General features: G+C 70.4%; 22 protein-coding genes, 1 tRNA gene and 1 pseudogene. 12 read left to right on the top strand and 12 right to left on the bottom strand.

Annotated features, from left to right (window positions below; genetic code table 11):
• The first annotated feature begins 1 nt into the window (after position 1).
• A complete protein-coding gene (locus ACWEVN_RS01080; RefSeq protein WP_449687802.1) occupies positions 2 to 208 on the top strand; it encodes an antitoxin in 207 nt (68 codons plus the stop codon).
• On the opposite strand, the gene ACWEVN_RS01075 is transcribed toward ACWEVN_RS01080, so the two are convergent.
• From ACWEVN_RS01075 to ACWEVN_RS01065, 3 genes are read right to left on the bottom strand one after another with little or no spacing between them, the layout of a single operon-like run.
• Entirely contained in the window at positions 209 to 1162 is a 954-nt protein-coding gene (locus tag ACWEVN_RS01075; RefSeq protein ID WP_310968498.1) for a prephenate dehydrogenase, read from the bottom strand.
• Between the two features lie 50 nt (positions 1163 to 1212).
• Complete coding sequence (locus ACWEVN_RS01070; RefSeq protein WP_452049783.1) at positions 1213 to 3225, bottom strand: FAD-dependent oxidoreductase; 2013 nt, start codon at positions 3223 to 3225, stop codon at positions 1213 to 1215.
• Positions 3225 to 3767, bottom strand: a complete 543-nt coding sequence (locus ACWEVN_RS01065; RefSeq protein WP_452049782.1) for a PadR family transcriptional regulator — start codon at positions 3765 to 3767, stop codon at positions 3225 to 3227. The genes ACWEVN_RS01070 and ACWEVN_RS01065 overlap by 1 nt, the downstream gene beginning before the upstream one ends.
• Before the next feature lie 112 nt (positions 3768 to 3879).
• Between ACWEVN_RS01065 and ACWEVN_RS01060 the strand changes: the two genes are divergently transcribed.
• Complete coding sequence (locus ACWEVN_RS01060; protein WP_452049781.1) at positions 3880 to 4809, top strand: patatin-like phospholipase family protein; 930 nt, start codon at positions 3880 to 3882, stop codon at positions 4807 to 4809.
• Here ACWEVN_RS01060 and ACWEVN_RS01055 read toward each other — a convergent pair.
• Both ACWEVN_RS01055 and ACWEVN_RS01050 read right to left on the bottom strand, forming a co-directional pair.
• On the bottom strand, positions 4806 to 5648 hold the full coding sequence (locus ACWEVN_RS01055; RefSeq protein ID WP_452049780.1) for an SAM-dependent methyltransferase: 843 nt from the start codon (positions 5646 to 5648) through the stop codon (positions 4806 to 4808). The two genes, ACWEVN_RS01060 and ACWEVN_RS01055, sit on opposite strands and share 4 nt — an antisense overlap.
• Entirely contained in the window at positions 5645 to 6094 is a 450-nt protein-coding gene (locus tag ACWEVN_RS01050; RefSeq protein WP_449687797.1) for a MarR family winged helix-turn-helix transcriptional regulator, read from the bottom strand. Before ACWEVN_RS01050 ends, ACWEVN_RS01055 begins: the two co-directional genes overlap by 4 nt.
• A 153-nt stretch (positions 6095 to 6247) precedes the next feature.
• Between ACWEVN_RS01050 and ACWEVN_RS01045 the strand changes: the two genes are divergently transcribed.
• Positions 6248 to 7210: an alpha/beta hydrolase gene (locus ACWEVN_RS01045; RefSeq protein ID WP_452049779.1), complete on the top strand. Its 963-nt coding sequence runs from the start codon at positions 6248 to 6250 to the stop codon at positions 7208 to 7210.
• A 147-nt stretch (positions 7211 to 7357) separates the two neighbouring features.
• Positions 7358 to 8566 carry an alpha/beta hydrolase gene (locus ACWEVN_RS01040; RefSeq protein WP_452049778.1) on the top strand — a complete coding sequence of 403 codons (1209 nt, stop codon included), beginning with the start codon at positions 7358 to 7360 and terminating at the stop codon, positions 8564 to 8566.
• A 6-nt stretch (positions 8567 to 8572) separates the two neighbouring features.
• On the opposite strand, the gene ACWEVN_RS01035 is transcribed toward ACWEVN_RS01040, so the two are convergent.
• Positions 8573 to 9466 carry a hypothetical protein gene (locus ACWEVN_RS01035; RefSeq protein ID WP_452049777.1) on the bottom strand — a complete coding sequence of 298 codons (894 nt, stop codon included), beginning with the start codon at positions 9464 to 9466 and terminating at the stop codon, positions 8573 to 8575.
• 190 nt (positions 9467 to 9656) lie between these two features.
• Between ACWEVN_RS01035 and ACWEVN_RS01030 the strand changes: the two genes are divergently transcribed.
• Entirely contained in the window at positions 9657 to 10274 is a 618-nt protein-coding gene (locus ACWEVN_RS01030) for a DUF4383 domain-containing protein (protein ID WP_449687793.1), read from the top strand.
• Positions 10275 to 10295: 21 nt separating this feature from the next.
• On the opposite strand, the gene ACWEVN_RS01025 is transcribed toward ACWEVN_RS01030, so the two are convergent.
• Positions 10296 to 11300: an SCO0930 family lipoprotein gene (locus ACWEVN_RS01025; protein ID WP_449687792.1), complete on the bottom strand. Its 1005-nt coding sequence runs from the start codon at positions 11298 to 11300 to the stop codon at positions 10296 to 10298.
• A gap of 603 nt (positions 11301 to 11903) precedes the next feature.
• The gene (locus ACWEVN_RS01020) at positions 11904 to 13421 is read right to left on the bottom strand and encodes a class-II fumarase/aspartase family protein (RefSeq protein ID WP_452049776.1); all 1518 of its coding nucleotides are present in this window, start codon (positions 13419 to 13421) and stop codon (positions 11904 to 11906) included.
• Positions 13422 to 13489: 68 nt separating this feature from the next.
• On the opposite strand from ACWEVN_RS01020, the gene ACWEVN_RS01015 reads away from it, so the two are divergent.
• Positions 13490 to 14131 carry a TMEM175 family protein gene (locus ACWEVN_RS01015; protein WP_449684852.1) on the top strand — a complete coding sequence of 214 codons (642 nt, stop codon included), beginning with the start codon at positions 13490 to 13492 and terminating at the stop codon, positions 14129 to 14131.
• A gap of 4 nt (positions 14132 to 14135) precedes the next feature.
• Here ACWEVN_RS01015 and ACWEVN_RS01010 read toward each other — a convergent pair whose 3' ends face one another.
• Positions 14136 to 14678: a DinB family protein gene (locus tag ACWEVN_RS01010; RefSeq protein ID WP_449684851.1), complete on the bottom strand. Its 543-nt coding sequence runs from the start codon at positions 14676 to 14678 to the stop codon at positions 14136 to 14138.
• Between the two features lie 211 nt (positions 14679 to 14889).
• On the opposite strand from ACWEVN_RS01010, the gene ACWEVN_RS01005 reads away from it, so the two are divergent.
• Both ACWEVN_RS01005 and ACWEVN_RS01000 read left to right on the top strand, forming a co-directional pair.
• A complete protein-coding gene (locus tag ACWEVN_RS01005; protein WP_452049775.1) occupies positions 14890 to 15738 on the top strand; it encodes a hypothetical protein in 849 nt (282 codons plus the stop codon).
• A 227-nt stretch (positions 15739 to 15965) separates the two neighbouring features.
• Positions 15966 to 16041: transfer RNA gene (locus ACWEVN_RS01000), tRNA-Lys, on the top strand.
• Positions 16042 to 16335: 294 nt separating this feature from the next.
• Here the strand turns inward: ACWEVN_RS01000 and ACWEVN_RS00995 are convergent.
• The 3 genes and pseudogenes from ACWEVN_RS00995 to ACWEVN_RS00985 form a co-directional block, all read right to left on the bottom strand.
• Positions 16336 to 17502, bottom strand: a complete 1167-nt coding sequence (locus ACWEVN_RS00995) for a tyrosine-type recombinase/integrase (RefSeq protein ID WP_452049774.1) — start codon at positions 17500 to 17502, stop codon at positions 16336 to 16338.
• A gap of 246 nt (positions 17503 to 17748) precedes the next feature.
• Entirely contained in the window at positions 17749 to 19044 is a 1296-nt protein-coding gene (locus ACWEVN_RS00990; RefSeq protein ID WP_452049773.1) for an IS256 family transposase, read from the bottom strand.
• Positions 19045 to 19560: 516 nt separating this feature from the next.
• Positions 19561 to 19740: pseudogene (locus ACWEVN_RS00985) on the bottom strand (AMP-binding protein); the annotation flags it as partial.
• Between the two features lie 153 nt (positions 19741 to 19893).
• On the opposite strand from ACWEVN_RS00985, the gene ACWEVN_RS00980 reads away from it, so the two are divergent.
• The 4 genes from ACWEVN_RS00980 to ACWEVN_RS00965 are packed head-to-tail and all read left to right on the top strand — an operon-like array spanning position 19894 to position 24661.
• The gene (locus ACWEVN_RS00980; RefSeq protein WP_452049772.1) at positions 19894 to 20691 is read left to right on the top strand and encodes a hypothetical protein; all 798 of its coding nucleotides are present in this window, start codon (positions 19894 to 19896) and stop codon (positions 20689 to 20691) included.
• A 39-nt stretch (positions 20692 to 20730) separates the two neighbouring features.
• Entirely contained in the window at positions 20731 to 21858 is a 1128-nt protein-coding gene (locus ACWEVN_RS00975) for a hypothetical protein (RefSeq protein ID WP_452049771.1), read from the top strand.
• Complete coding sequence (locus ACWEVN_RS00970; protein WP_452049770.1) at positions 21855 to 23351, top strand: hypothetical protein; 1497 nt, start codon at positions 21855 to 21857, stop codon at positions 23349 to 23351. Before ACWEVN_RS00975 ends, ACWEVN_RS00970 begins: the two co-directional genes overlap by 4 nt.
• Entirely contained in the window at positions 23348 to 24661 is a 1314-nt protein-coding gene (locus ACWEVN_RS00965; protein WP_452049769.1) for an AAA family ATPase, read from the top strand. The genes ACWEVN_RS00970 and ACWEVN_RS00965 overlap by 4 nt, the downstream gene beginning before the upstream one ends.

The raw sequence follows: 24661 nt of genomic DNA, 5'->3' as shown, positions 1-24661 counted from the left end.
CATGGGAATCGACTTCGAAGCGTTGAAGGGCAAGGCCGAAGAGGCCCTGCGCGAGCACAACGACAAGATCGAGGAGGGCCTCGACAAGGCCGCCGGCTTCGCGAAGTCGAAGTTCGGCCACGAGAGCCAGATCGACACCGGTGTCGAGAAGGCGAAGGACTTCCTCAACAAGTTCGACGACACGCCGGACAACCCGCCGGCGCAGTAGCTACTGGACCTCGCCGGTCGCGATCCCGTCCGAGAGGCCGGTGATCCGGCCGCCGCGTTCCCCGAGGGCGATCAGGCCTTGCCGCGCGTCCGGCGCGGCCAGGCTGATCCGGACGCCGGCCCGCTCGACGTCGAGGCTGGCGGCCAGCGCTTGCGCGCCTTCGTACCCCGCGTTGATCGTGGCCGCGAGCCCGCCGGTCGACGCGAGCGAACCGCGGGCGGCGCCGAGCCGGCCGAGCGCTTCGTCGACGATCGGCAGCAGCGCGTCCCGGTTGCCTTCGGTCATCGCGCGGACGAGCTGCGGGTTCGACCCGGCGACGCGCGTGCCGTCGCGGTAGGACCCGGCGGCCAGCGACATCGCGAGCGGGCCGCCCTCGGCGCCGATCGTGGCCAGGATCGCCGCCAGCAGGTGCGGCAGGTGCGAGATCCGGGCGACGGCCTCGTCGTGCGACTCCGCGGGCAGCGGGACGACGTGCGCCCCGACGTCCAGCACGAGCTTCGCCACCTCGGCCCAGGCTTCGAGGTCGGTGTCCTCCTCGACGGCGACCACCCACGCGGCGCCCTGGAACAGCGCGGCGTCCCCGGCCAGCCAGCCGGAGTTCGACGTCCCGGCCATCGGGTGCCCGCCGACGTACCGCGTGTAGGGCACGCGACGGCGAACCGCGTCCAGGACCGGCGCTTTCACGCTGGTCACGTCGGTGAGCAGGCAGTGCGACGCGTGCTGGTTGACCAGCCGCAGCAGGTCTTCGACGGCCGGCAATGGCACGGCGAGCACGACCATCGCGTCCTCGGCCGCGGCCCGGTGCAGGGCCGCTTCGACGTCGGTGGTGACGTCGAAGCCCGCTCTGCTCGCCGCATCGGCGTCCACTTCGGAAACCGCGGCACCCCACGCCGTGCGGCCGCTGGCGGCCGCCGCGCGCAGCAGCGACCCGCCGATCAGCCCGAGCCCGATCACGCATACGTCTCGCACGGGCCCCATCCTGCCAGTGCCGGACGCTCTGCGGGCTACAGCGCGGCGGCGAGCCGTGTCCCCTGGTCGATCGCGCGTTTCGCGTCGAGTTCCGCGGCCACGTCGGCCCCGCCGATCAGGTGCACCGGCAGCCCGGCCGCACGCAGTTCGTCGGCGAGGTCGCGCACCGGCTCCTGCCCCGCGCAGACGACCACCGTGTCGACGTCCAGGACTCGCGGCTTCCCGTCGACGGTGATGTGCAGGCCGTTGTCGTCGATGCGGTCGTAGGTGACGCCGGGCAGCTGCTCGACGCGCTTGGCCTTGAGCGCCGCCCGGTGCACCCACCCGGACGTCTTGCCGAGCCCGGCGCCGATGCCGGACTTCTTGCGCTGCAACAGGAACACCTGCCGCGGCGACGGCTCGGGCTGCGGCGTGCCGAGGCCGCCCGCCGCCTGTTCCGGGTCGGTGACCCCCCATTCGGCCATCCACGCGGCCCGATCCAGCGCCGGAGACGCCGTGTGCGTGAGGAACTCGCTGACGTCGACGCCGATGCCGCCGGCCCCGATCACCGCGACCCGCGCACCGACCGGCTTGCCGTGCTTGACGACGTCGACGTACGAAAGCACCTTCGGGTGGTCGATCCCGGGCAGCGACGGCACGCGCGGCGCGACGCCGGTGGCCAGCACGACCTCGTCGAAGCCGGTGAGCTCCGCGGCCCGCACGCGGGTGCCGAGGTGCAGCTTCACCCCGGTCACTTCCAGGCGCCGCTGGTAGTAGCGGATGGTCTCGGCGAACTCCTCCTTGCCGGGGATCTTCCGCGCGATGCCGAACTGGCCGCCGATTTCGTCGTCGGCTTCGAAGAGTTCGACGCGGTGCCCGCGTTCGGCCAGCGCGGTTGCCGCCGAGAGGCCCGCCGGGCCCGCGCCCACGACCGCGACGTGCTTCGACCGCCGCGTCGGCGACAACGTCAGCGTCGTTTCGTGGCCCGCGCGCGGATTCACCATGCAGGACACGAGCTTGCGCTTGAAAGCGTGGTCGAGGCAGGCCTGGTTGCACGCGATGCAGGTGTTGATCTCGTCCTCGCGGCCGCTCTCGGCCTTCCGGATCCACTCGGGATCGGCGAGGAACGGCCGGGCCATCGACACGAGGTCGGCGTCGCCGCTGCTCAGCGCTTCCTCGGCGACCTGCGGCATGTTGATCCGGTTCGAGGTGACGACCGGGATGCCGACGTGCGGCTTGAGCTTCCCGGTCACCCAGGTGAAGGCGGCGCGCGGCACCGACGTCACGATCGTCGGCACCCGGGCTTCGTGCCAGCCGATGCCGGTGTTGATGATCGTCGCGCCGGCCGCCTCGACCTCCTGGGCGAGCGCGACGACGTCCTCCCAGCGCTGGCCGCCCGGGACGAGGTCGAGCATCGAGAGCCGGTAGACGATGATGAAGTCGTTGCCGACCTTTTCCCTGGTGCGCTTGACGATCTCGACGGCGAACCGGCGGCGCTTCCCGGGCGTGCCGCCCCAGGCGTCGGTGCGCTTGTTGGTGCGCTCGGCCAGGAACTGGTTGATCAGGTAGCCCTCGGAGCCCATGATCTCGACACCGTCGTAGCCCGCTTCGCGCGCGAGAGCGGCGCAGTTCGCGAAGGCGTCGATCTGTTGGCGGACGCCGTGTTTCGTGAGGGCCCGCGGCCGGAACGGGTTGATCGGCGCCTTGATGCTCGACGCCGACACGCTCAGCGGGTGGTAGGCGTACCGGCCCGCGTGCAGGATCTGCAGCGCGATCTTGCCGCCGGCCTCGTGCACCGGCGCGGTGAGCTGCCGGTGCTGCCGCGCCTCGGCGGACGTCGTCAGCTTGGACGCGAGCGGCAGCAGCCAGCCGGTGCGGTTCGGCGCGAACCCGCCGGTGACGATCAGGCCGACGCCGCCGCGGGCGCGTTCGGCGTAGTACTCGGCCAGCTCGGGGAAGTGCGCGGCCTTGTCCTCGAGGCCGGTGTGCATCGACCCCATCAGGACGCGGTTGCGCAGCGTCGTGAAACCGAGGTCCAACGGCGACAGCAGGTTCGGGTACGGGCTCATCAGGCGTCCTTCGGGTGGTGGAGGGCGGCGAGGACTTCGTCGAACCACTCGACCTGGCCTTCTTCGACGCGGATGCCGCCGCGCAGGACCAGGTACTGGTGCAGGTGCTGGCCGGTCAGCGCGGCCGGCGCGGGGAAGTCGCGCTTCTCGATCTGGCGGTAGACGTCGAGGCGTTCGGCGTGCTTCACGCGGTGGCGGACGATCTCCTCGGCCACCTTCGCCGGATCGCCGAAGGTCGCGCCGCGGATCTTCACGGCCAGCTCGACCGGCCCCGCGGCCGGATCGGGCTCGGCCAGCCAGCGGACGAGCTCGGCGCGCCCGCCGTCGCCGACCGTGTAGACCTTCTTGTCCGGCCGCCCCGACTGCGCGACGACGTCGACGGCCACCCAGCCGGCCTCTTCCATCCGCTTCAGCACGCGGTAGATCTGCTGGTGGGTGGCGCTCCAGAAGAGCCCGATCGACTTCTCGAAGCGGCGCGTGAGCTCGTAGCCCGAACCGGCGCGCTCGGACAGCGAGACGAGGATCGCGTGCTCCAGTGCCATGATTGGAGAGTGCTATGCAACGAGTTGCAGTGCAACGAGGCGCGCATCACTTCACCCCCCTGGGTGGGATAAATCGGGTCGACTAATGCCCGTAAACGACCACGATGGAGGGGTGCACCCGGTACTCGAACTGATCTCCGAACGGATGGCGGCGGGCAGTGTCCCGGGCGAACGCACCGACGGCCGGCGTCTCGCCCTCGCCATCGAGGGCGGCAGCAGCCGCGGCACCTACTCCAGCGGCATGGTCCTGGCCTTGGACGAACTCGGCGTGACCCCCGCGTTCGACGCCGTCTACGGCTCCTCGGCCGGCGCGCTGAACGGCGCCTGGCTGCTCTGCGGCCGCTCCTCGACCGGCGTCCGGACCTGGTGGAACCCGGTCGTCATGCGCCGGATCATCAACCCGCTGCACACCCTGCGCGGCCGCGCGGTGATCGACCTCGAATACCTCGTCCACCAGGTCTATTCGGTGCTGGAACCGATGGACTTCCCGGCCATCCTGGCCAACCCGGTCACCTTCCACCCGCTGGCGACCGACGCCGACACGGGGGAGTCGACCGACCTGCACCCCTTTCTCGACGACGTCGACGCGATCAAGGTCGCGCTCGCCGCGTCGTCGTGCATGCCGGTGCTGGCCGGGCCGCCGATCCCGATGGCCGGCCGCCGGTTCGTCGACGCCGGCGTGGCCGAGCCGATCCCGTACCGCACCGCGCTCGCGCAGGGCGCCACCGACGTCCTGGTGCTGCGGACCCGCCGCGCCGACGAGCTGCCGGTGCCGCCGCCGCGCGTGCACGACGTCGTGGTGCCGCGGTTCCTGCGCCGCCAGGCGCCCGGCGCGATCCCGGCCTGGCAGGACACCTACCGGCGGGACGTCGAAGACGAAGAAATTCTGGCGAGCGCCCCGCGCATCCTGAGCATCCGACCGCCGGCCGGTGCGCCGGACGTGGCAGTGCTGGAGCGCGACCCGGAGGTGCTGCGCAAGGCCGTCGACCTGGGCAAAGGCGCTGTCCTCGACGTGCTGGAGAGCCTGCGCGAAGCCTCTTAGGGCTTGCGCGCGACGCCGCCGATCACCCGCGACTCGGACGGCGAGGCGGCGAACACGGTGTGCTCGTCGGGGTGCCACGCCGGCGCGTAGACGAGCCCCGGTTCGAGCATCGGCCAGCCGCCGAAGAAGCGTTCGAACTCGGCCATCGTCCGCAGGAAACCCGGGTTGGTCGTGGTCTCGTAGTACTCGAGCAGGTCCAGCAGGGCCTGCCGCTCGTCCTCGTTCACCGGGTTCTCGTTGGTCATCTGCGACAGCACCAGCAGCGAACCGGGGGCGAGCCGGGAGCGGTAGTACTCCAGCAGCTGGTCCGGGTTCTGCTCGTCCTTGATGAAGTGCATGACCGCGTTGATCACCAGGGCGACCGGCTGCCGCGGATCGATGATCTCCGAGGCCTTCACCCGCTCCCAGAGGTCGTCCGGCTGCAGGAAGTCCGCGGCGATGGCGTGGTGGCGCTCGGGGTCGGCGGTGTCGGCGAGCAGCAGCGTCGAGTGGGCCAGCGCGATGGGCTCGTTGTCGATGTAGAGCACCCGCGTGTCCAGCTCGGGTCGGGCGTCGTCGGCGACTTCGTGCACGTTGCCCGCTGTCGGCAGCCCGGAACCGACATCGACGAACTGCCGGATGCCTTCGCGGACGCACTGGCGGACCGCGCGGCCCAGGAACTGCCGGCTCGTCAGGCAGTACTCGCCCATCAGCGGCAGGCGGGCGCGGACCTTCTCGGCGAAGTCGCGATCGATCGCGTAGTGCGTGTTCCCGCCGATGAAGTAGTCGTAGATCCGCGCGGCCGACGGCCGGTCGAGACTGCTTTCGACGGCTTTCAGCGCGTCGTCGTGGTTGATCATGCCGGTGTCAGAGCCTCCCGATAGGCGTTCACCGACTCTGTCAGGCGGTCCAGCTCGGCCCGCATCCGGGCCACCCCGGCGTCGTCCAGGCTCATCGCCGTGCCGATCACGTCGGGAATGCCCTGCGCCTTGTCGCGCAAGGCCGTTCCGGCGTCGCTCAGGCTCACGCGAACCGAGCGCTCATCGTCGGCCTGCCGGTTCCGGACCACCAGGCCCGCCGTCTGCAACCGCTTGAGCAGCGGGGACAGCGTGCCCGAGTCGAGGTTCAGCTCCGCGCCGAGCTCCTTGACCAGCCGGTGGTCCCGCTCCCAGAGCGCCAGCATGACCAGGTACTGGGGGTAGGTCAGATCGAGGTCCTCCAGGACGACCCGGTACAGCGACGTCACCGCGCGCGACGCCGCGTACAGCCCGAAGCAGAGCTGGTCGTCCAGCCGCAGCGATGCCATGGCGTCCTCCTCTCTCGTAACTCTTCATGCTCCACGACTTCGGGGAGAGCGGCAACTCAAGTGCGCCGCATCTCATCGGGTCTAATTTAGTTGAGCACAACTGAGTTGCGAGCTACCTTCGAGGCATCAGCTTCCACCCCCGAGGAGGACGACATGACCGCCAACCCGCACAACCTGGCCCTCGAACCGGCCGCGCAGGCGTTCGCGGAGGCCACCGACCAGCCGCCGTACCTGTTCCAGCTGCCGCCGGAGGAAGGGCGCAAGGCCGTCGACGGCGTCCAGGACGGCGAGGTCGCCATGCCCGCCGCCGAGATCGAGGTGCTGGCCGTCCCGGGCGGCCCGAACGGCGACGTCGAGACGCGGATCGTCCGCCCGGCCGGCGTTTCCGGTCCGCTGCCGGTGATCGTCTACATCCACGGCGCCGGCTGGGTGTTCGGTGACTTCCACACCCACGAGCGGCTGGTCCGCGAACTGGCGGCCGGGGTCGGCGCCGCCGTCGTCTTCCCGGAGTACAGCCGGTCGCCCGAAGCGCGCTACCCGGTCGCCATCGAGGAGAACTACGCCGTGGCGAAGTGGGTCGCCCAGCACGGCGCCGAGAAGGGCCTCGACACCTCGCGCATCGCGATCGCCGGCGACTCCGTGGGCGGCAACATGACCGCGGCGCTGACGCTGCTGGCCAAGCAGCGCGGCGACGTCACCTTCCAGCAGCAGGTGCTCTTCTACCCGGTCACCGACGCTTCCTTCGACACCGAGTCCTACCACCGGTTCGCCGAGGGCTACTTCCTCGGCCGCGAAGGCATGAAGTGGTTCTGGGACCAGTACACGACGGACCCCGCCCAGCGCGCGGAGATCACGGCGTCGCCGCTGCGCGCGTCGCTCGACGAGCTCGCCGGGCTGCCGCCGGCCTTGGTGATCACCGGCGAGGCCGACGTGCTTCGCGACGAAGGTGAGGCGTACGCGGCGAAGCTGCGTCAGGCCGGTGTCCCCGTCACGGCCGTCCGGTACCAGGGGATCATCCACGACTTCGTCATGGTGAACGCGCTGCGCGAGACGCACGCCGCCGAGGCCGCGATCACCCAGGCCGTCACGGTGCTGGCGCGCGCTTTGGCGAAGTAGTTGAGAAAACGCTGAGAGCGCCGCACGTTGCGGGCCTATGAGCCAACTCACAGGTCCGCAACGTGCAAGCCGGGTCAAACGTGCTATATACGCGAGTCCCGGGGGGTCCGGGTGCGCATCCGCTGCCCGCCCGGAAGGACCGTCCCCATGCACCTCAGCAGCATCCGGCTCGATTCGCCGATCACGATGGTCATCGTGGTCGTCGTGACGCTGCTGGCGATCATCGCGATCCCGCTGTTCTGGGAGCGGTGGAAGCGCAAGCTCCTGTGGCGCACCGTCACCATCCTCTGCGCGGTCGTCTCGATCGTCGTCACCACCGGCCTGGCCGGCAACCTGATCGGCGGGTTCTTCCCGACCCTCGGTTCGCTGCTCGGCACTGGCGTCTACGCGGCCGACAGCATCGACGCCGAGACGAGCGCGAACGGCGAAAACCTCGACCTCGTCCGGGACGTCGGTGCGGCGCACGCCAAGGACGGCAAGGGAACCGTCGTCCACATGAAGGTGACCGGCCGGCGCACCAAGCTCACCCGCGACGTGACGGTGTACCTGCCGCCGCAGTACTTCGACCCGGCCTACAAGAGCCTCAAGTTCCCGGCCGTCGAGTGGATCCCGAACTACCCGTCCGGGCCCGAGGTCGTCACCGACGGGTACAAGCTCCCGGAACAGCTCGACGCGGCGATCGCCAAGCGCGCGCTGCCCCCGGTCGTGGTGATCATGCCGGACCCCACGGGCGTCCCGAAGATCGGCCACGACACCGAATGCGTCGACGAGGTCAACGGCACCGCGAACGACACGTACCTGACGGCGGACCTGCGCGAGTGGGCGCTGCACAAGCTGGGCGTCGCGGCGGACCGGAAGGCCTGGACCTTCGCCGGCTGGTCGTCCGGCGGCTACTGCGCGATGAACCTGGTGACCCGCCACCCGCAGTGGTACGGCCAGGCGGTGAGCGTCAGCGGCTACGACCGCGCGCAGATGGACGCCGAGACGGAGAACCTCTACAAGGGCCGCCAGGACGTCGACGACGCCAACAACGTCGGCATCACGGTCCGCCTCCACCCGTCCCCGGTGGACATCCTGGCCATCTGGGGCGAGAAGGAGAAGTTCGAGGGCGCGGCGGCCGGGCTGATCCAGGCCGGCGTCCGCCCGCCGGTCCGCTTCCAGTCGTGGCAGGTGCCGGACGCGGGCCACAACATGAACACCTTCAAGTCCCAGCTCCCCGACATCCTCACCTGGATCGGCGCCCACACGACGCCGCCCGCCCCGGCGGGCCGGCCGGTCCAGACCCTCGGCGGGGTGCAGCCGTGGCCGCTGCCGCGCTCCGGCGCGCCCGGTGCGCTGGCGGACGTCGAGCAGTGAGCCGGCTCAGCCGAGCAGCTTCGAGACGATCTCCGTGACCCGCTTCGACGCGGTCGCGTAGTCGACCTTGGCGGGGTGCTCGGTCAGCACCACGACGATGGAGCGGTTGTCCTTGCCGACCACGCCCGAGGTGTGCAGCATCCGCGTCGGCCGGCAGCACGACCAGCCCTGCTTCACCGCCCACGGCTGTCCACCGGCGGCGTCCGGGATGCCGAAGTACTGCCGGAAGCCGTCGGACCCGCGCTCGGTCGCGTCGCGCAGCGCGTTCAGGATCGTGACCGACTTCTTGGTCAGCAGGTACTGGTAGACCTTCACGACGTCGGCCGCGGTGATCCGCGTGTCGCCCCACCGGCCGGGATCGGCGGGCGGCCGGGTACCGGTGAGGCCGAGCTTCGTGGCCCAGCGCGTGACGATCGACGGCCCGCCGTAGGCCGCCCAGAACCGGCTCGCGAGGTCGTCGTCGCTGCGGGACAGCATCCGCTGGACGTCCGCCGCAGGGCCGCCCTGGTCGAGCACGGAAAGCGCAATCAGCAGCTTCACGATCGACGCGGAGGTGTACCCGCGGTTCGGCTGCACGGAGACGGTCGCCGCGCCGGACTCCCGATCGAAGACGACGGCGCTGACCTCGCCGTCGCGCACGATCCCGGCCAGCGCGCCGGCGTCCACCTCGGCCGGCGGCGCCTTGGGCTCGGTCTTGGGCTCGGTCTTGGGCGCCGGCGTGGCGGACGGCTCGCTCTCGGGCGCGGCCGCCGGAGTCGGCGTCGCGGATGTCGTCGCCGCGATCTCGGTGACCGCGAGTGGCTGGGGCGCCGCGGCGGTGCTGTGCCCCGCCGTCACCACCACCGCGCCGATCGCCCCCAGGCACAGCCCCACGAGGAAGATGCCGCTCAGCTTGCGCATGACCTGGATTGCCGGGAAGGCCACGCGTCGTTCGCCCGAACGGGGTGCTTTGTGGGATAGCTCTCGAAGGGGGCCCGAATCGGGAACGCGGGAGGGCCTTGCGGGCAAGCACCATCGTTTCACCCACCGTGGTCGCGGGGTACTCCAGCGCGGTGACGGTCGTCACCACCCGCTGGGAAGGACTGGAGTCATGGTTCACGCGAAAGGCGCACGCATCCGGGTCCGAGGCCTGCAGCCGGCGCAGGTGCTGGCCGGACTGGCCGGGATCGCGTTCCTCGTCGTCGGCATCATCGGACTGTCAAGGACCGGCTTCGGCGATTTCGCCGGCCACCACGACGCCGGGTTCTGGCGGTTCTCCGCCAACCCGCTGATGAGCCTGGTCCGCGTCGTGACCGGTGTCGTCGGCCTGCTGCTCGCGTTCGGCTCGGGCCGCGCGCGGGCGTTCGGCTGGCTGCTGTTCATCGGCTACGGCCTGCTGTTCGTGTGGGGCCTGATGATCGACGGCCTCATTTCGAGCAACCCGTTCGCCAACGCCGGCAACCCGATGGACCTCGAGCCCGCCGACACGTGGCTGCACCTCGGTGTCGCTGCGCTCGGCCTGCTGATCGCGGTCCTGCCGGCCCGCCGCACCATCCTGCTGCCCGAGGACGAGACGGCCGACGAGCCGGTCGTCGCCGAGCAGCGCACCGAGGTCATCGACCGGGTTCCCGAAGAAGAACCGCGCCGCCGGTCGTTCCTGCGTCGTGACCACAAGGGGCGAGGCCCGGAGGTCACTCACGAAGAGCGTCCGCCGGGCCTCGCCCACTAAGAGGTTCGGGATGGTTCGGGTTCAGTAGGTGGTGCCACCGGAACCGGAATCGTTGGTCGTGGCGCCGCTGCCGGCCGGAGCCTGCTGCTGGCCGGCAGCGGTGTTCGGGTTACTGCCGAGCTTGCAACCGGCGGGCTCGATGACGAACCAGGTGCCGTTGACGCCCTGACCGTTCGCATCGCCCGGCTTGGTGTCCTTCGAGAAGGTGTAGACGGGCCAGCCGCCGATGGTCACCTGCTCGCTGCCGTCCTGCCGCTTGATGCTGCCGAGCAGCTTCGAGTCGATGCCCTGCAGTTCGACCTTGCCCTTGGAGAGCACCGGCGGCCAGGTCTTGGCGCAGTCACCGTTGCAGGCGGAGGCCTTCTTCTTGGTGTCCTTCTGGAACAGGTAGAGGGTCATCCCGTTCTGGTCGACGATCGCATCGCCGAGGCCGTCGATCTTGCTGGCACTGAGCTTCACGGCGCCGGCTTCGGACTCGCCGGCCGCGGCCTGCCCGGCCTTCCCGCCCTTGGCGTTCGCGGCGTACCAGGCGCCCCCGACCCCCTGGCCGGTCGCGTCACCGGGCTTGGTGTCCTTGGCGTAGCGGTAGAGCGCCCACCCGCCGACGGTGATCTGCTCGGTCCCGTCGGACCGGGTCACCTTCCCGACGTTGTTCTTGTCGACCCCCTGGACGTCCACGTCCCCGGTGGCCAGCACGGGCGGCCAGGCCTTGGCGCAGTCACCGTCGCAGTTGGACTTCGGCGGCTTCGCGGTGTCTTTGTCGAACCGGTAGAGGGTCATCCCGTTCTGGTCGGTGAGCACCTGCCCCACATCGGCCACATCGGCGACGACCAGCTTGGTCTCGTTCGACGCCGGAGCGGCGTTCCCGACCTGGCCGTTGTTGTTGGCGGCCTGGCCACCACCGGTGCCACCCGCCGCCGCAGGAGCGACAACCGGCTGGGCAGTCTCGGCACCCGAGCAAGCGGTGAGCACTGCCAGCCCGGCTGCCGCCGCGGCGACGGAGACGGCGATGCGCGTGCGAAGCATGGAAGTTCTCCTTGTGTCCGTTGGGGTTTCCCGGCCGCTCGGTGCGGCTGCCTGATACCCACTACACGGACCCCCGCCGAGGGCGGTTCAAAGAATTTTCCCGGACCGGGTGGCGGCCCGTGTCAGCAGCGATAGAGGTGGCTGAGGCGCGGGCCCACCTGCGACGTGGGGGTGGTGCCGGCCGGGCGCGTGGTGGCCGGCCGGCCGGGGGCTAAGGCTGGCTGCGGCGACCATGGCAAGGCTGGCAGCGGCGGGCGCGGAGCCGACCAGGCGGCAGGGCAGTTGCCGCGGCGGGGCGGCCCGGGGCAAGGCTGGCTGCGGCGGAGCGGCTGGGCGGCAAAGCTGGCGCGGCGGGGCAGAGGCCGGCCGGGCAGCGGGTGTGGGCCGGGCGGCAGGGGCGCTGCGCGGCCGAGCGACTGCCGCGGCGGGACGGCAGGGGCCCTGCGCGGCGGTCGGCCAGCGCGCTCGGCCCGGCAAGGCCGACAGCGCGGCGGAGCGGCAGGGCAGCCGCCCACTCCGTGAAGCCGCACTCGTACCGAGGCTTGCCGGAGCCGCCTTCCGAGCTCTCGATCCGTCCCGCTCGGCCGCGTCGACCTTTGGCCGTTAGTCCGAACCGCCCGGCTTCCTGCCGCCGAGTGCGCGGTCAACCAGTGCACCTGCCGCGCCGGTGTAGCCGGCCGGGTCGAGCAGGTCGTCGAGCGCGGCCGGCGTCAGTACGCCGGTGATGGCGGGCAGCTCGTCCAGGACGTCCCGGAGCGGCCGGTCCTCGCGCACCGCCCGCCGGGACGCCTCGCCCAGCAGCTCCTTGGCCGTCGCCTTGCCGAGCAGCGGTGCGAGCACGGCGGAAAGCCGCTCGGAGACGATCAGCCCGTTCGTCGACGCCAAGTTCGTCCGCATCCGCTCGGGCTCCGCGATGAGCCCGCGCGCCAGCTCGGCGGCAGTGTGCGCGGCGCCGCCGGTCAGCCGGAGGCACTCGCGCACCAGCTGCCACTCGGCGTGCCACACCCCGGCCGACCGCTCGTCCTCGGCGAGCATCGACTGCGTCACCCCGGCGGCCAGCACGGGCACCTGCAGCGCAGCCGACCGGATCAGCGTCGCGAGCACCGGGTTCCGCTTGTGCGGCATCGCCGAGGATCCGCCCCGCCCATCGGCGGCCGGTTCGGCAACCTCGCCCACCTCGGTCCGGCTGAGCGTCTCGACGTCGACCGCCAGCTTCCCCAGCGCCCCGGCGGCGAACGCGAGCGCGCCGACGAGGTCCGCCACCGGCGTCCGCAGCGTGTGCCACGGCAGCACCGGAGCGGACAGCCCGGTCTCCTCGGCGAACGCGGCCGTCAGCCGTTCCGCGTAGTCGCCGACGTCCACGTCGCGAGCGGCCCCCGGTACGCCGATGGCCGCGCTGCGAGCAGGCCCCGGCGCGCCGCGGTTCGCGGCGGGTGTGGTGGCGTCGCCCCCGCCCCCGCCCCCGCCCCCGCTCGCGTCGCTGGCCAGGCGTGCGTACTCGACGTACGCCGCCAGCGTTCCGGCCGCGCCGCCCAGCGAGACCGGCAGCCCGCCGTCCAAGACGCGCCGGATGCGGACGGCCGCGTCCAGCACCAGCTGCCGCCAGCCCGCGGCCTTCAGCCCGAACGTCGTCGGCACCGCGTGGGCCGTCAGCGTCCGGCCGGCCATGGTCGTGTCCCGGTGCGCGCGGGCCAGCCCGGCCAGGGCCTCGGCCGTGGCGTCGAGGTCGGCGGCGAGCGGCCGCAGCGTCCGGTCGGCCACCAGCATCATCGCGGTGTCGAAGATGTCCTGGCTGGTCGAGCCGCGGTGCACGTACTCGGCAGCGCCGGGCGCGAGCTCGCCGACGGCCGACGTCAGCGCCTTCACCAGGCCGACCACCGGGTTCGCGGTCGCCCGCGCCCCGCGCGCCAGCTCGGCGACGTCGATCCGCGCCTTGCCCGCGGCCTCCGTGATCGCCTCCGCGGCCTCCGGCGGCACCGTCCCGAGCCGCGCCTGCGCCCGCGCGAGCGCCGACTCGGCGTCGAGCATCGCGCGCAGCCAGGCCTCGTCTCCGGTCGACGCTTCGGCCGGCGTACCGGCCCGTACCGGGGACAGGAGTCCCGAATCGCGGTCGACGGTCATGGCGTCAGCATCGCACGCGCCCGCCCTCGGCGGCGGCCGCACGACCGGGTCTGGCACGCTCATCCGCCATGACCAGCGCCCCGTCCACCGAGGACACCGCCGGCTCCGAATCCCGGGCCATCGCCGCCGAACGGCTGACCTTCTTCTCGGACGCCGTCGTCGCCATCGCGATCACGCTGCTCGCGCTCGAGTTGCCGCTGCCGGAGGGCGCCACCAGCGCCGAACTGCTGCGGTCACTCGGTCATCACCAGTCCGAATACGTCTCCTTCCTGATCAGCTTCATCGTCATCGGCGGCCACTGGCGTGCCCACCACCGGCTGTTCAACTACGTCACCACGCTCGGCGGCGGCCTCGCCCGCCTCTCCTTCGGCTGGCTCCTGATGCAGGTGATCATGCCGTTCGCCACCAAGGTGATCGCCGAAGACGGGGCGTTCGAGTTCCGGTTCGTCTTCTACGCCGTCGTGCAGGTCATCGCGTTGACGCTGTTCCTTCTCATGGCCCGGCAGATCCAGCGGAACCGCCTGTACCGCGCGGACACCCCGCCGGAGCTCTTCGGCGCGGTCTACCGCGGGATCGGTGCGATGACCGCCGCCTTCGCCGTCTCGATCCCGGTCGCCTTCTTCACGCACTGGGCCTACGCGTGCTGGATCGTCATTCCCCTCGTGGTCAGCCTCCTTTCGCGCTTCCGCCGCCGGTCGGCAGCCGCCTGAGCCGTCACTCGCCGGTTGCGCCGTCGATCCGCTCGCGGACCAGGTCCGCCTGGCCGATGTGCCGCGCGTACTCGCCGATCATCCGCAGCATCAGCCAGCGCAGGGTGAACGGTTCGCCGGTGCTGCGCCGGGTGCCTGTCTGCTCCAGCGAGCTGGCCGCGACGATCTCACGGGAGCGCGCGCATTCGGCGTGCCACAACGAGAACGCCTCGTCGACGTCGCCGCCGAGGTCCGTGAAGTCCTGCTCCGGGTCGTCGTCGGAGTAGTAGAGGTTCGGGACGTCCTCGCCGGTGAACTGGATCCGGAACCACCAGCGTTCGCAGCCGGTGAGGTGCCGCAGCAGCCCGTGCAGGGTCAATGTGGACGGTGGCACCGAGCGCTCGGACAGCTGCGCCGCGTTCAGACCGGCGCACTTCAGCTCGAAGGTGCGCCGGTAGTAGTCGAGGGTCTCGGTGAGCGCCTGACGCTCGTCCGCGACCGGAGCCGGGTCGGTCCTGGGCCCGGTCAGGCGCGGGGGAGGCGTTACCGGGATCGTGTGTTCGGTCATGAGCGGAGCGTGCCACAGGGGTCCGACAGTTTCGGTTCGGCCGGGTGGTCGGTGACCGGGCAACCTGCGCAAAACCCCAGTTCAAGCACGGTTTCGCGAACCCGGTAACGAATTTCGGGGTGCGACGATCTGATCTTCGTCACCCTGCTGCGCACGCCAGTTTCACCGGTCGGAGCGGCACCCCTCGGTTCGGAACCAGGAGATCACCAATATGCAGCGAACCGGACGAAGAACCGCTGTGCTGGCCGCGCTGACGACCGCGGCCCTGTGCGTGGCGCCCGCCGTCGCGTCCGCGGCCCCGCCCGCGAGCACGATCGACGTCAGCGCGACCACCGTGCGTGCGGGCACCACGTTCACGGTCACGGAGCAGCTGACCAACCCGACGGACTTCACGGTCACGGGCGCGAAGGCGGCGCTCTACGTGAAGGAGAAGCCGATCGCCGACGTGGTGGACCTGGTCTCCTGCGCCGGCGCGATCGCACCGTGCGCGCCCTACCTCAGCAGCTTCCGCGGCGGCGTCGGCGACCTGGGCGCGGGCGAGAGCCGGACGGTGACGTTCACCTTGCGCGTCAAGGACGACGTCGCGCCCGGCCAGTTCACCCTCCAGCACCAGTTCGCCGGCGACAACTACGCGTTCAGCGTGGAAGACGGCCCGGCCGTCACGATCGCCCCGCCGGACGAGGCCGACGTCAAGGTCGCGCTGACCGCCACCCCGCGCGCGAGCCTGGTCGCCCGCGTCGACTACGTGATCAAGGTGTCGAACACCGGCCCGGCCACCGCGACGGGCGTCCGCGTGACGGCCAACCCGGGTGCGGGCCGCACGGTCGCGTCGACGACGGGCTGCACCCGCTCGGGCGCGACGCTGAACTGCGCGATCGGCACCCTGGCCTCGGGCGCGTCGGCCACGGTCAAGTTCACGTCCGAGGGCGGTTTCTTCGCATGGGGCGCGTTCACGGCGACGGCCCAGCGAGCGGCGAGCGCACCGGCGGACCCGGAAGCGGCCAACGACAAGGCGTCGAAGAAGTGCACTGCGTACACGGGCCTGATCGTCCAGTGCTGACGGCGTGACGCGCGGGGCCCCAGCCGGGCCCCGCGCGTTTGTCCACAGAGGATCAGGGCACGAACGCGGCCCGGTCGCGCACTGCGTCGGCTGTCACTTCGACGGACTGAACGCGGCGTACATCCCCTCGGACGATCCTGTCGAGCACGACGTGCTGACCTTCGCTGGAGCGTCAGCCGGACCCGGAGTGCGAGGGGCTGACCGGGGCCTGGCTAAACTGGGGGTACGGGCCGTTAGCTCAATTGGTAGAGCTGCGGACTTTTAATCCGTAGGTTCTGGGTTCGAGCCCCAGGCGGCCCACCACATCGACATCCCCGCTGACCAGCGGGGATGTTCTTGTTTGTCGATCTTGCGAGCCGTGGCGTGATCTTGGGTGGGCTCCCGGTAAGCCCGTGATGGGCTCGGGGCCGCCGTGGCGGCGTCGCGGGCGTGTCGCTGCGGCGTGGGAATCGGTTTTCGGGCAGGTTGCAGCCAGGGCAGGTCTCGAGCTGACCTGTCCTTCGCCGGGTCAGTGACCGTCCTTTCGCGGGTTCTGCGGACTGCCCGGGGCGGAGTCGTTGTAAGCGGGCGGCCGCGTAGAGGGCTGTGACCAGTGGGTTAAGCCGCTGCGGCGGTGGTGCCGCGTAGCCGTGCGCCGGTGGTTTTCGCGGCGGTGAGGACGTGGTGGATGGTGGCTTCGGCGGCGCGGCAGGCCAGGTCGGGCAGGACGCTGACGTAGGTGTCGGCGGTCAGGACGATGCTGGAGTGTCCGAGCATGGCTTGGACGGTTTTGAGGTCGTTTCCGGCGGCGAGGGAAAGGCTGCCGGCGCCGTGCCGTAGGTCGTGCAACCGGATCGGTGGCAGGCCGGATTCGTCGTTCAGGGCGCGGAATAGGTGGGTCAGATGTTGCGGGGTGAGCAGGCCGCCGGACCGGGTCGTGAACATGAACTCTTCGGATTCGGGGTCGATGATGTCGGCGGTGTTTTCCTGGTATTGACGGAGCAGGGCGATGGTCGCGCCGTCGAGGCTGATGACCCGGTTGCTGGCCTCGCTTTTCGGACTGCCGATCTCGATGTGCCGGCCGTATTGGCGGATCTGGTGAGAGACGGTCAGTAGGCCTTGATCGAGGTCGATGTCGCACCACCGCAACCCCGCCGCTTCGCCACGGCGGAGCCCGAACAATGCGATGAGATGAAACAAGGGATAGAGCGGGTGGTCGTGGATGTGGTCGAGGAATGTGCGGGTCTGGTCGACAGTCCAGACCGCGACCGGTGGTCGTTGCCCCGTGGCCTTCCATTGTGCGATGCGGGATGCGGTCCAGACGACTGCGTGCGGGCGTTTGCCGGTGGGCACGTGGACGTGCCAGGCCGGGTTGGTGGAGAGGAGGCCGCGCCGCACGGCGGCGTTGAGGGCGGCCCGCAACGTCGCGTGGACGTGCCGCAGCGTGCCCGGCCGTAGCGGGTGGCCGGACACTCCGCCGTTACGGATGAGGTCGGCCACCATCGCCTGGATCCGGTCCGCGGTCAGTTCCCGCACCAGGACACCGCCCAGGCAGGGGATCAGGTAGGTTTCGACGTTGCTGCGGTAGGCGGACAAGGTGGTGCCCCGTAGGTGGACGAGGGTAGCCAGCCATAGGCGCAGCCACTGATCTACGGTCAACGTCGCGTCCGCCAGTCCCCGCTCGCCGGTTGCGCCGAACTGGTCTCGTTCGCTGCGGGCGGCCTCGGCGGTGGCGAAGCCGCCACGCCGGAGTTGCCGTCGCCGGCCATCCGGCCACGGTGTCACCTCGAGACGGTAGTACCAGCTCCCATGCCCTTCTCGCGCCACCTCGGGACACGCCGTGCCCACTGGCCGCCCTGTCTCCCGGTTCCGGCACCCGCACCGCTTGAACACACCCGCCAGCGAATCCACGTGCGCCCTTTCGAAGATCAAATAAAATCCGACTCGGCCATCCTCGTGCCAAAGGGAATCGGTCCAGCTTCGGGGTATGAACGGGGTCTATCCCGTGATCGGTGTTTCCGGCGTTGTTGATCAGTAGGTTTCGGCTCCCGGCCAGCGGTCACCGAAGGTGATGGCGAACGCGTTGATCACTGGCTTCCAGCGCATCGCCCATCGAGCGCGGCCGGTCCCGGTCGGGTCCAGGCTGCGGGTCACAAGGTACAGGCACTTCATCGCGGCCTGCTCGGTCGGGAAATGTCCACGTGCACGGATTGCCCGCCGGTAGCGGGCGTTCAGCGACTCGATCGCGTTCGTGGAGCAGATCATCGTCCGGATCTCGACGTCGTAGTCAAGGAACGGCGTGAACTCATCCCAAGCGTTGCGCCACAAACGAATCACCGCTGCGTGCTTCGCACCCCATTTCTCCTCAAATTCATCCAGAGCGGCCGCCGCGGCGTCCGGGCTCGGTGCGGTATAGATAGATTTGATATCGCGCTTCACCGCATCCCAGTCCCGGCGGGACACGAGCCGGAAGGTGTTGCGGATCAAGTGGACAATACAGGTCTGCACGACGGTTCGCGGCCACACGTTCGTCACAACGTCGGGCAGACCTTTGAGGCCGTCACAGACGAGGAAGAACACGTCCCGGACCCCGCGGTTCTTCAGATCGATGAGCACGCTCATCCAGAACTTCGCGCCCTCGCCGCCGGTGCCCATCCGCAGGCCCAGGACGTCCTTGCGGCCGTCCACGGTGACGCCGATGGCGGCGTAGACGGGCCGGTTGGCGACCTGGCCGTCGCGGACCTTGACGTGGATCGCGTCGATGAACACGGCCACGTACACCGAATCCAGTGGACGGTTGGCCCAGTCGTTCATCTCGGCAACGACCTTGTCGGTGATCCGCGAGATCGTTTCCATGCTGACCGAGGAACCGTAGATCTCGGCGAAATGCGCCGAAATATCCCCGGTCGTCATCCCTTTCGCATACAGCGACAGCACGATCTCATCCACCTCGGTCAGCCGACGCTGTCGCTTCTTCACGATCTGCGGCTCGAACGTGCTCTCCCGATCCCGCTGCACATTGATCCCGACCTCGCCCGCGGCATCCGAGACCACCGTTTTCGGCCGGGCGCCGTTGCGCACATTCGTCGACTCACGATCCGGGTCGGCCTGGTTCTTCTCATGGCCGAGGTGCTCGGTCATCTCCTCGTTGAGCGCCGTTTCCAGCACGTTCTTGGTGAACAGCTTCAGCAGCCCGTTCGGTCCGGTCAGTGCCAGCCCGCGGGCCTTCGCCTCGGCCACCATCGCCGCCGCGGCGGCCTGCTCCGGCGACAGCTCCCGCGCCGGCTTGGACTCACGTTTGCGTGGACTCACAAGTTCCGATGTCATCACTCACAGTGCCCATCCCGCCGGACCTCGGCCCGGCGTGTCGGGCCGGAAACACCGATCTTGGAACAGTCCCTATGAACGCAGGGACCGTCCCTGGCGCAGCGCCAGCTGGGTGACCGCGCGTCGGAAGCCTGTGGGTGCGCGGGTGAGGTGATTGGGAAGAAATGTCGACCGACTCGATACTCGGACCGGGCGAGGGACGTGATGGGCCTGCTGCGCCGGTAGCCAGCCGGGTTTTGGTGACGCTTACGGCGGGGCCGGACGGCGAACTGTGGGTTCTCGTTGATGGTGCAGATGTCCAGCAGGTGGCGGCGAGGATCAGCGCGGCATGTGACGTGCTGACCCGGGGCGCGACCGACCGTGGCGACGGCAGCTGAACGTCCTCGACGGCCGCTGAGGGACATCGGCTGATGCCGTCCTGGGAGGTGGCGCCGCCGGGGGCCGTGGTCATGGCGTATGCCCGGCCCCGCCTTGCCGACGGCGCCCGGTACTGGCGAGGTCGACGCGACTTGGACGGTTCACCTCGGTCGCGAGATCCCGGTTGGTCCACCGGCGGCTTGCATACCGGTCGACCAGCGCATCCTGGTCCGGGAACGCGGCGACGGTGCGGTCGAAGTTCTCACCGATCATGTCACCCAGAAGCGGGGTATCGGAGATCCCCGAGGCATAACTCGGCAACGCTGGCGCGTCGGGCACGGTGCCTCCTGGGGTCGGCAGTGACTCGGGCCGGGCCTAGGAATCGGGGACCAAGTCGGCCAGCTCGATCATCGAGGAAGGCCGTTTACCTGCCAAATCACTCTTAAGTGTGGCAATTGCTGGAAAACACTGGAACTCTGTTACGCTCCCCACATGGCGGAGTCGTTGGAGAACCTGGAGCGTCGGATCGACGCCTTGCGCACCGAGGTGCGTCGGGCGGTGACGTCCGGCGACCTGGCTGGCGCTCGCGTTCTCCGAGCCGATCTCCGCCGGGCGGAACTCGCCTGGGACGACGCACTCTCCGCACTCACGACAGCCGAGCAGGACATCGAGCCGGTCGCTCCCGGCGAATCCGTACTGCCGCTTCGCGACCAAGTACACCGGGCACTCACCCTGCTCAACGCTCCCGCCGCGCCCAAGCTGATCGTCGCCGTTCAGGACGCCTTCTTCGGCAGCGGTATGGCAGCGGCGCGACTGACCAGCCTGCGACGCGACGAGGAGCGGTCATTCCGGTCGTCACCGCACGCCCGCCCGTATTACCTGTGCAGTGCGCTGACGGCGGACCGGCTGGTGCCGGCTCGCGGGCTGCTTGCCGTGTCGACGTGGCCGACGGCCCGTCGAATGATCGGCCCGCTCAGCCCGCGCGTCGACTTCCTCACCGGAGCCATCGGCCTCGCCGACCAAGTCAGCTGGCTGAATGAACCGACCCTGCCGGCATTGAGCCTGCTGTGGCGGTTCGCCACGAACATCCCCGGTGCGGCCGAGTCGTTCGGCGCCATGCGACCGGAGAAGGTCGCCGAGGCCGCGCGTGCGGAACTGGCGATCCACGAACAAGCCGACCAGGCACATCGCCAGGCGGCCGCCGACCGGGCCCGGGCCCAGCTCGATGAGATCCATCAGCTGTTCGGCTCAGCCCTCAAGGCACTACCCCGGACCAAGACCAAGGATTGAGCGGACTTCCTGCCCGCGCTCCCCCGCGAGGAAGAAACTGTGAACGACATCGACATCCGGCTGGACGCCATCCGCGGGACGGCCACGCCGAAGGCCCACAACGCGAGGACCATCGCCGCGCTGACTAGCAACCCCGGCTGTGCCCGGCGGAGCGTGCTCGACGCGGCGGCAGTAGACAAGCAAGCATTGTCCGAGCACCTCGGCAATCCCGCCCCGTTCGGTATGTCCACCTTCGCCATCGCCCGCGGCAACTCCTTCGAGGGCTACGTCAAAGCCCACGGCTGCGCCGAGCTGCTGCGGTTGCTGCGAGAACACCTCGGCCTACCCCTGCCCGAGGTTTCCTACGACGATCTGAACACCGTCGGTGGTCGCGAGACCCTCGAAGCACGCCACCTGCGCACCCGCCAGCTGCTGAGCCGTGCCCTGCGCTCCGGCGACGACGCCGGCACCCTGTTCGACCACCCATTGCTCCGGCTGACCATTGCAGGCCAGCCGGTGTACCTGGAGCCCGACCTAGTCGCGTTCCGTCTGCGCGGCCGCTTCCACGTCGTCGAGATCAAGTCGTTCCCGGTGATCGACGGCCGGGCCGACGCCGGCAAGGTCGCCGCGGCCGCGACTCAGTCCGCCGTCTATGTCCTGGCTCTGCGCGAGCTCGTCGCGGAGCTCGGAGGTGATCCGGGGATCGTCTCTCACGATGTCTTCCTCGTGTGCCCGGAGAACTTCGCGAACCGTCCGACGGCCGCGCTGGTCGACGTGCGCAAGCAGGTGACGGTGGTGCGGCGCCAGCTCACCAGGCTGGCCGACATCGGCGGCCTCGTCGCGGAGCTGCCCGCCGGTTTGACCCTGGACCTACGATCGGACGAGACGGGCGTGGCGACGCGCCCGGTCGCGGAGCTGCGCACGGCCCTGGATGCCATCGACGCGCGGTACGCGCCGGAGTGCCTGGACACCTGCGAGATGGCCCGGTACTGCCGGGCCGGCGCCGCGGGGCATGCCGCGGCGCTCGGCCGCTCGGTCCAGGAGGATCTCGGCGGCGTCGACAGCCTCCGCGCGGCGATCGGGCTGGCCGACGGCTCGCGCGCGCCGGGCGAACACGAGCTCGAGGCGGCCCGGGTGCTCCAGCTCGCCGAGCGCCTGCGCCGTGAAGCCCTCGGAGGTGCCGCGTGAGCGCACTGACCTCACTCGCCCGCGCGTACGCGGTCGACCGCGGCCTCGCCCAGCCGATCGCCACGGTGTGCCACGCGCACATCAGCGCGCGGCCGCTCGTGTGTGTGCCGCTGGCGATGGCCGGCGAGGCCAACGCGCCGCTGGCCGTCATGATCGGCGACGACCGTGACGCGCCCCGCGTGCTGATCGTCCCCCAGCCCCGCAACCGGGCGCTGCGGTTCGGCTTCGTCCATTCCTTCGCGCTGGTGATGCTCCACTACGTGGGGTCCTTCGCAGGCGCGACGCAGAACGTCGCCCGGCGAGGTGGCCCGCCCAAGGCCCGCCCGATCGACGCGCCACAGCTGTGGGTGCCGAACCACGGCGGGATCGACTTCCTGCGGCTGCTCGGGCGTTCCACACGGTTCCGCAGCACGACCGGGCCGCATGCGGTCGAGCTGTCCGTCCCGACCGTGGGCAAGTGGCTCACGTTCCTCGGGGAGCGAGCCGAGTACCCCGGCTCGTCGCTCTTCCTGGCCGCCACCGACGTCCTCACCCAGCACTGGGCCACCGGGCAGAGCGCGATCGAGGACCAGAACCTCGCCGCCCTGCTGGGCTGGATCGCCCCGCCGACGAGGATGACCGGCGCTGCGGCGGCCCGGCTGGCCGAGGACCCGCTGCTCAGCCCACCAGCAGGCCCCGCGACGGATCCGACGTTCGACCGCGAGGTGCTCGCGCCGGCCATCGCCGAGTACGACCGGGCGACGGGTCCCGCTCAGCACCGCCGGGCCACGGCCAGGTTGGAGGCGGCCCTGCGGGATCAGCTCGCGCCGACCTGGACGCTGCTGTGGCAGGCCATCGACCTGCTCCGCGCCCTGCCGCCGGGCGGGCACGTCGCAGCCCGCTGGGACCAGGACAAGGACGCCTACCTGCGCTTCCACACCTACCTCGCGGACGGTGGCCGCCCGCAGCCCAAGCGGGACAGCGCGGTGATCTCGGCGTTGCGGCTCAACGAGCTCGAGCGGTACAAGGCCGCCTACGACGCCCAGCGGGCCTTCGACGACCCGCTGGTCATGGCGGAACACCGGATCACGGGTGAGGCCTTCGCGGGCACCGTGACCTCGGTCGTGCCCGACCGCCGGGTCGGTGTCGGCCAACGCGCCAAGCTCCGCCCGCTGATCACCGTGTCGACGTCCGATCCGGTCCGCCTCGTGCCCGGCGACGCCGCAGTGACCGACCGGACGCGCCCTCGGCAGGCGGGGCAGATTCTCACCGTCACGGGCGAGCTCGGCGACCTCGAAATCACCCTTGAGCTGGCGGGTGGGACCGGACGCGGCCTGACCGCGCCGGCTGGGACGGTTCCGCTGGCCGGAGACCAGGTGTGCTTCAGCTCTCTCACCGACTCCTACCAGCAGCGCGGGAACTTCCCCGCGCGCGAAGACACACCGTGGACGCACGGCGGTCCGCCCGCCCCGCCGGCTCCGAGGAACGACGACGGCAACGAGGAGTGGTCATGACCGATGCCGCCGAAGAGGCCGAACAGGTGGTCGGCGCGGTGCTGTCCGACTTCACGAACGGTGGCGGCCGGGGCGTCGTCGTGGACTCCCCGCCCGGCGCCGGTAAGTCCACCCTCGTCGCCAGGGCCGCCGTCGAGATCGGCCGCCGAGGCGAGCCCGTGATGCTGGTGGCCCAGACCAACGAGCAGGTCGACGCGCTCATCGACCGGATCGCGCGACAAGCACCCGAGCTGCGGATCGGCAGGTTGTCCGCAACGACCTATGAGCCCACACCGCGGGTCGCCCACCCTGGGGTCACCGTCGCCGGGCGGCTCGAGGACCTGAACGACCCGCACATCGTGGCCGGCACGGCAGCCAAGTGGATGCACGTCACGTGCCCGCCGTGGCCGTGGGCGATCATCGACGAGGCGTACCAGATGAGGTCGGACACGCTCTTGCGCGTCGCCGGCCGGTTCGAGCGTGCCCTGTTCGTCGGCGATCCCGGTCAGCTCGACCCGTTCTCGATCATCGAGGTCGACCGCTGGACCGGGCTCACCTGGGATCCGATGCAGAGCGCTGTCGCGGCCTTGCTCCGGCACAACCCCGACCTGCCCGTCCACCAGCTTCCGGTCTCGTGGCGCCTCTCGGCGTCGGCCGCCCCGCCGGTGTCGGCGGCCTTCTACCCGTTCACCGGGTTTCAGGCGGCTACCGGCCCTGGCGAGCGTCGCATGGACTATCGGACTCGGGGGTTCGGTGGTCCGGCCGACGAGACGCTCGAAACCGCGGCGCGGACGGGGTGGGCGTTCCACGAACTGCCGGCCCGGCACACCCTGCGCACCGACACCCAGGCCGTCGACGCGATCGTCGGCCTCGCCGAACGCGCCCTCCAGCGCGGAGCCACCACCTGGTCCGAAGCCACGCCGGAGGAGACCCCACTGTCGACCGACCGCATCGCGATCGGCGCCGCGCACCGTGACCAGGTCGCCGCGATCCGGCGGACCCTCACCACACGCGGCTTCCCGGCGATCAAGGTCGACACCGCGAACCGACTGCAGGGCAGCGAGTACGACTTGGTCCTCGTGCTGCACCCGCTGTCTGGCCGCCGCGACGCAACCGAGTTCCACCTCGAGTCCGGACGACTATGCGTCCTGACCTCCAGGCACCGCCATGCCTGCATCGTGGTGGCCCGTGCCGGGATCCAAGAACTGCTGGACGCGCACCCGCCCACCGAGCCCATGCACCTGGGTGTGCCCGCGAAGTTCCCAGACGGCTGGGAAGCCAATCAGGCCATGCTCACACACCTCCGCGACCACCGAGTGACGGCGGGATAG

The sequence above is a fragment of the Amycolatopsis sp. NPDC003861 genome, assembly GCF_053605405.1.
This window is presented reverse-complemented; position numbering and strand designations above follow the sequence as displayed.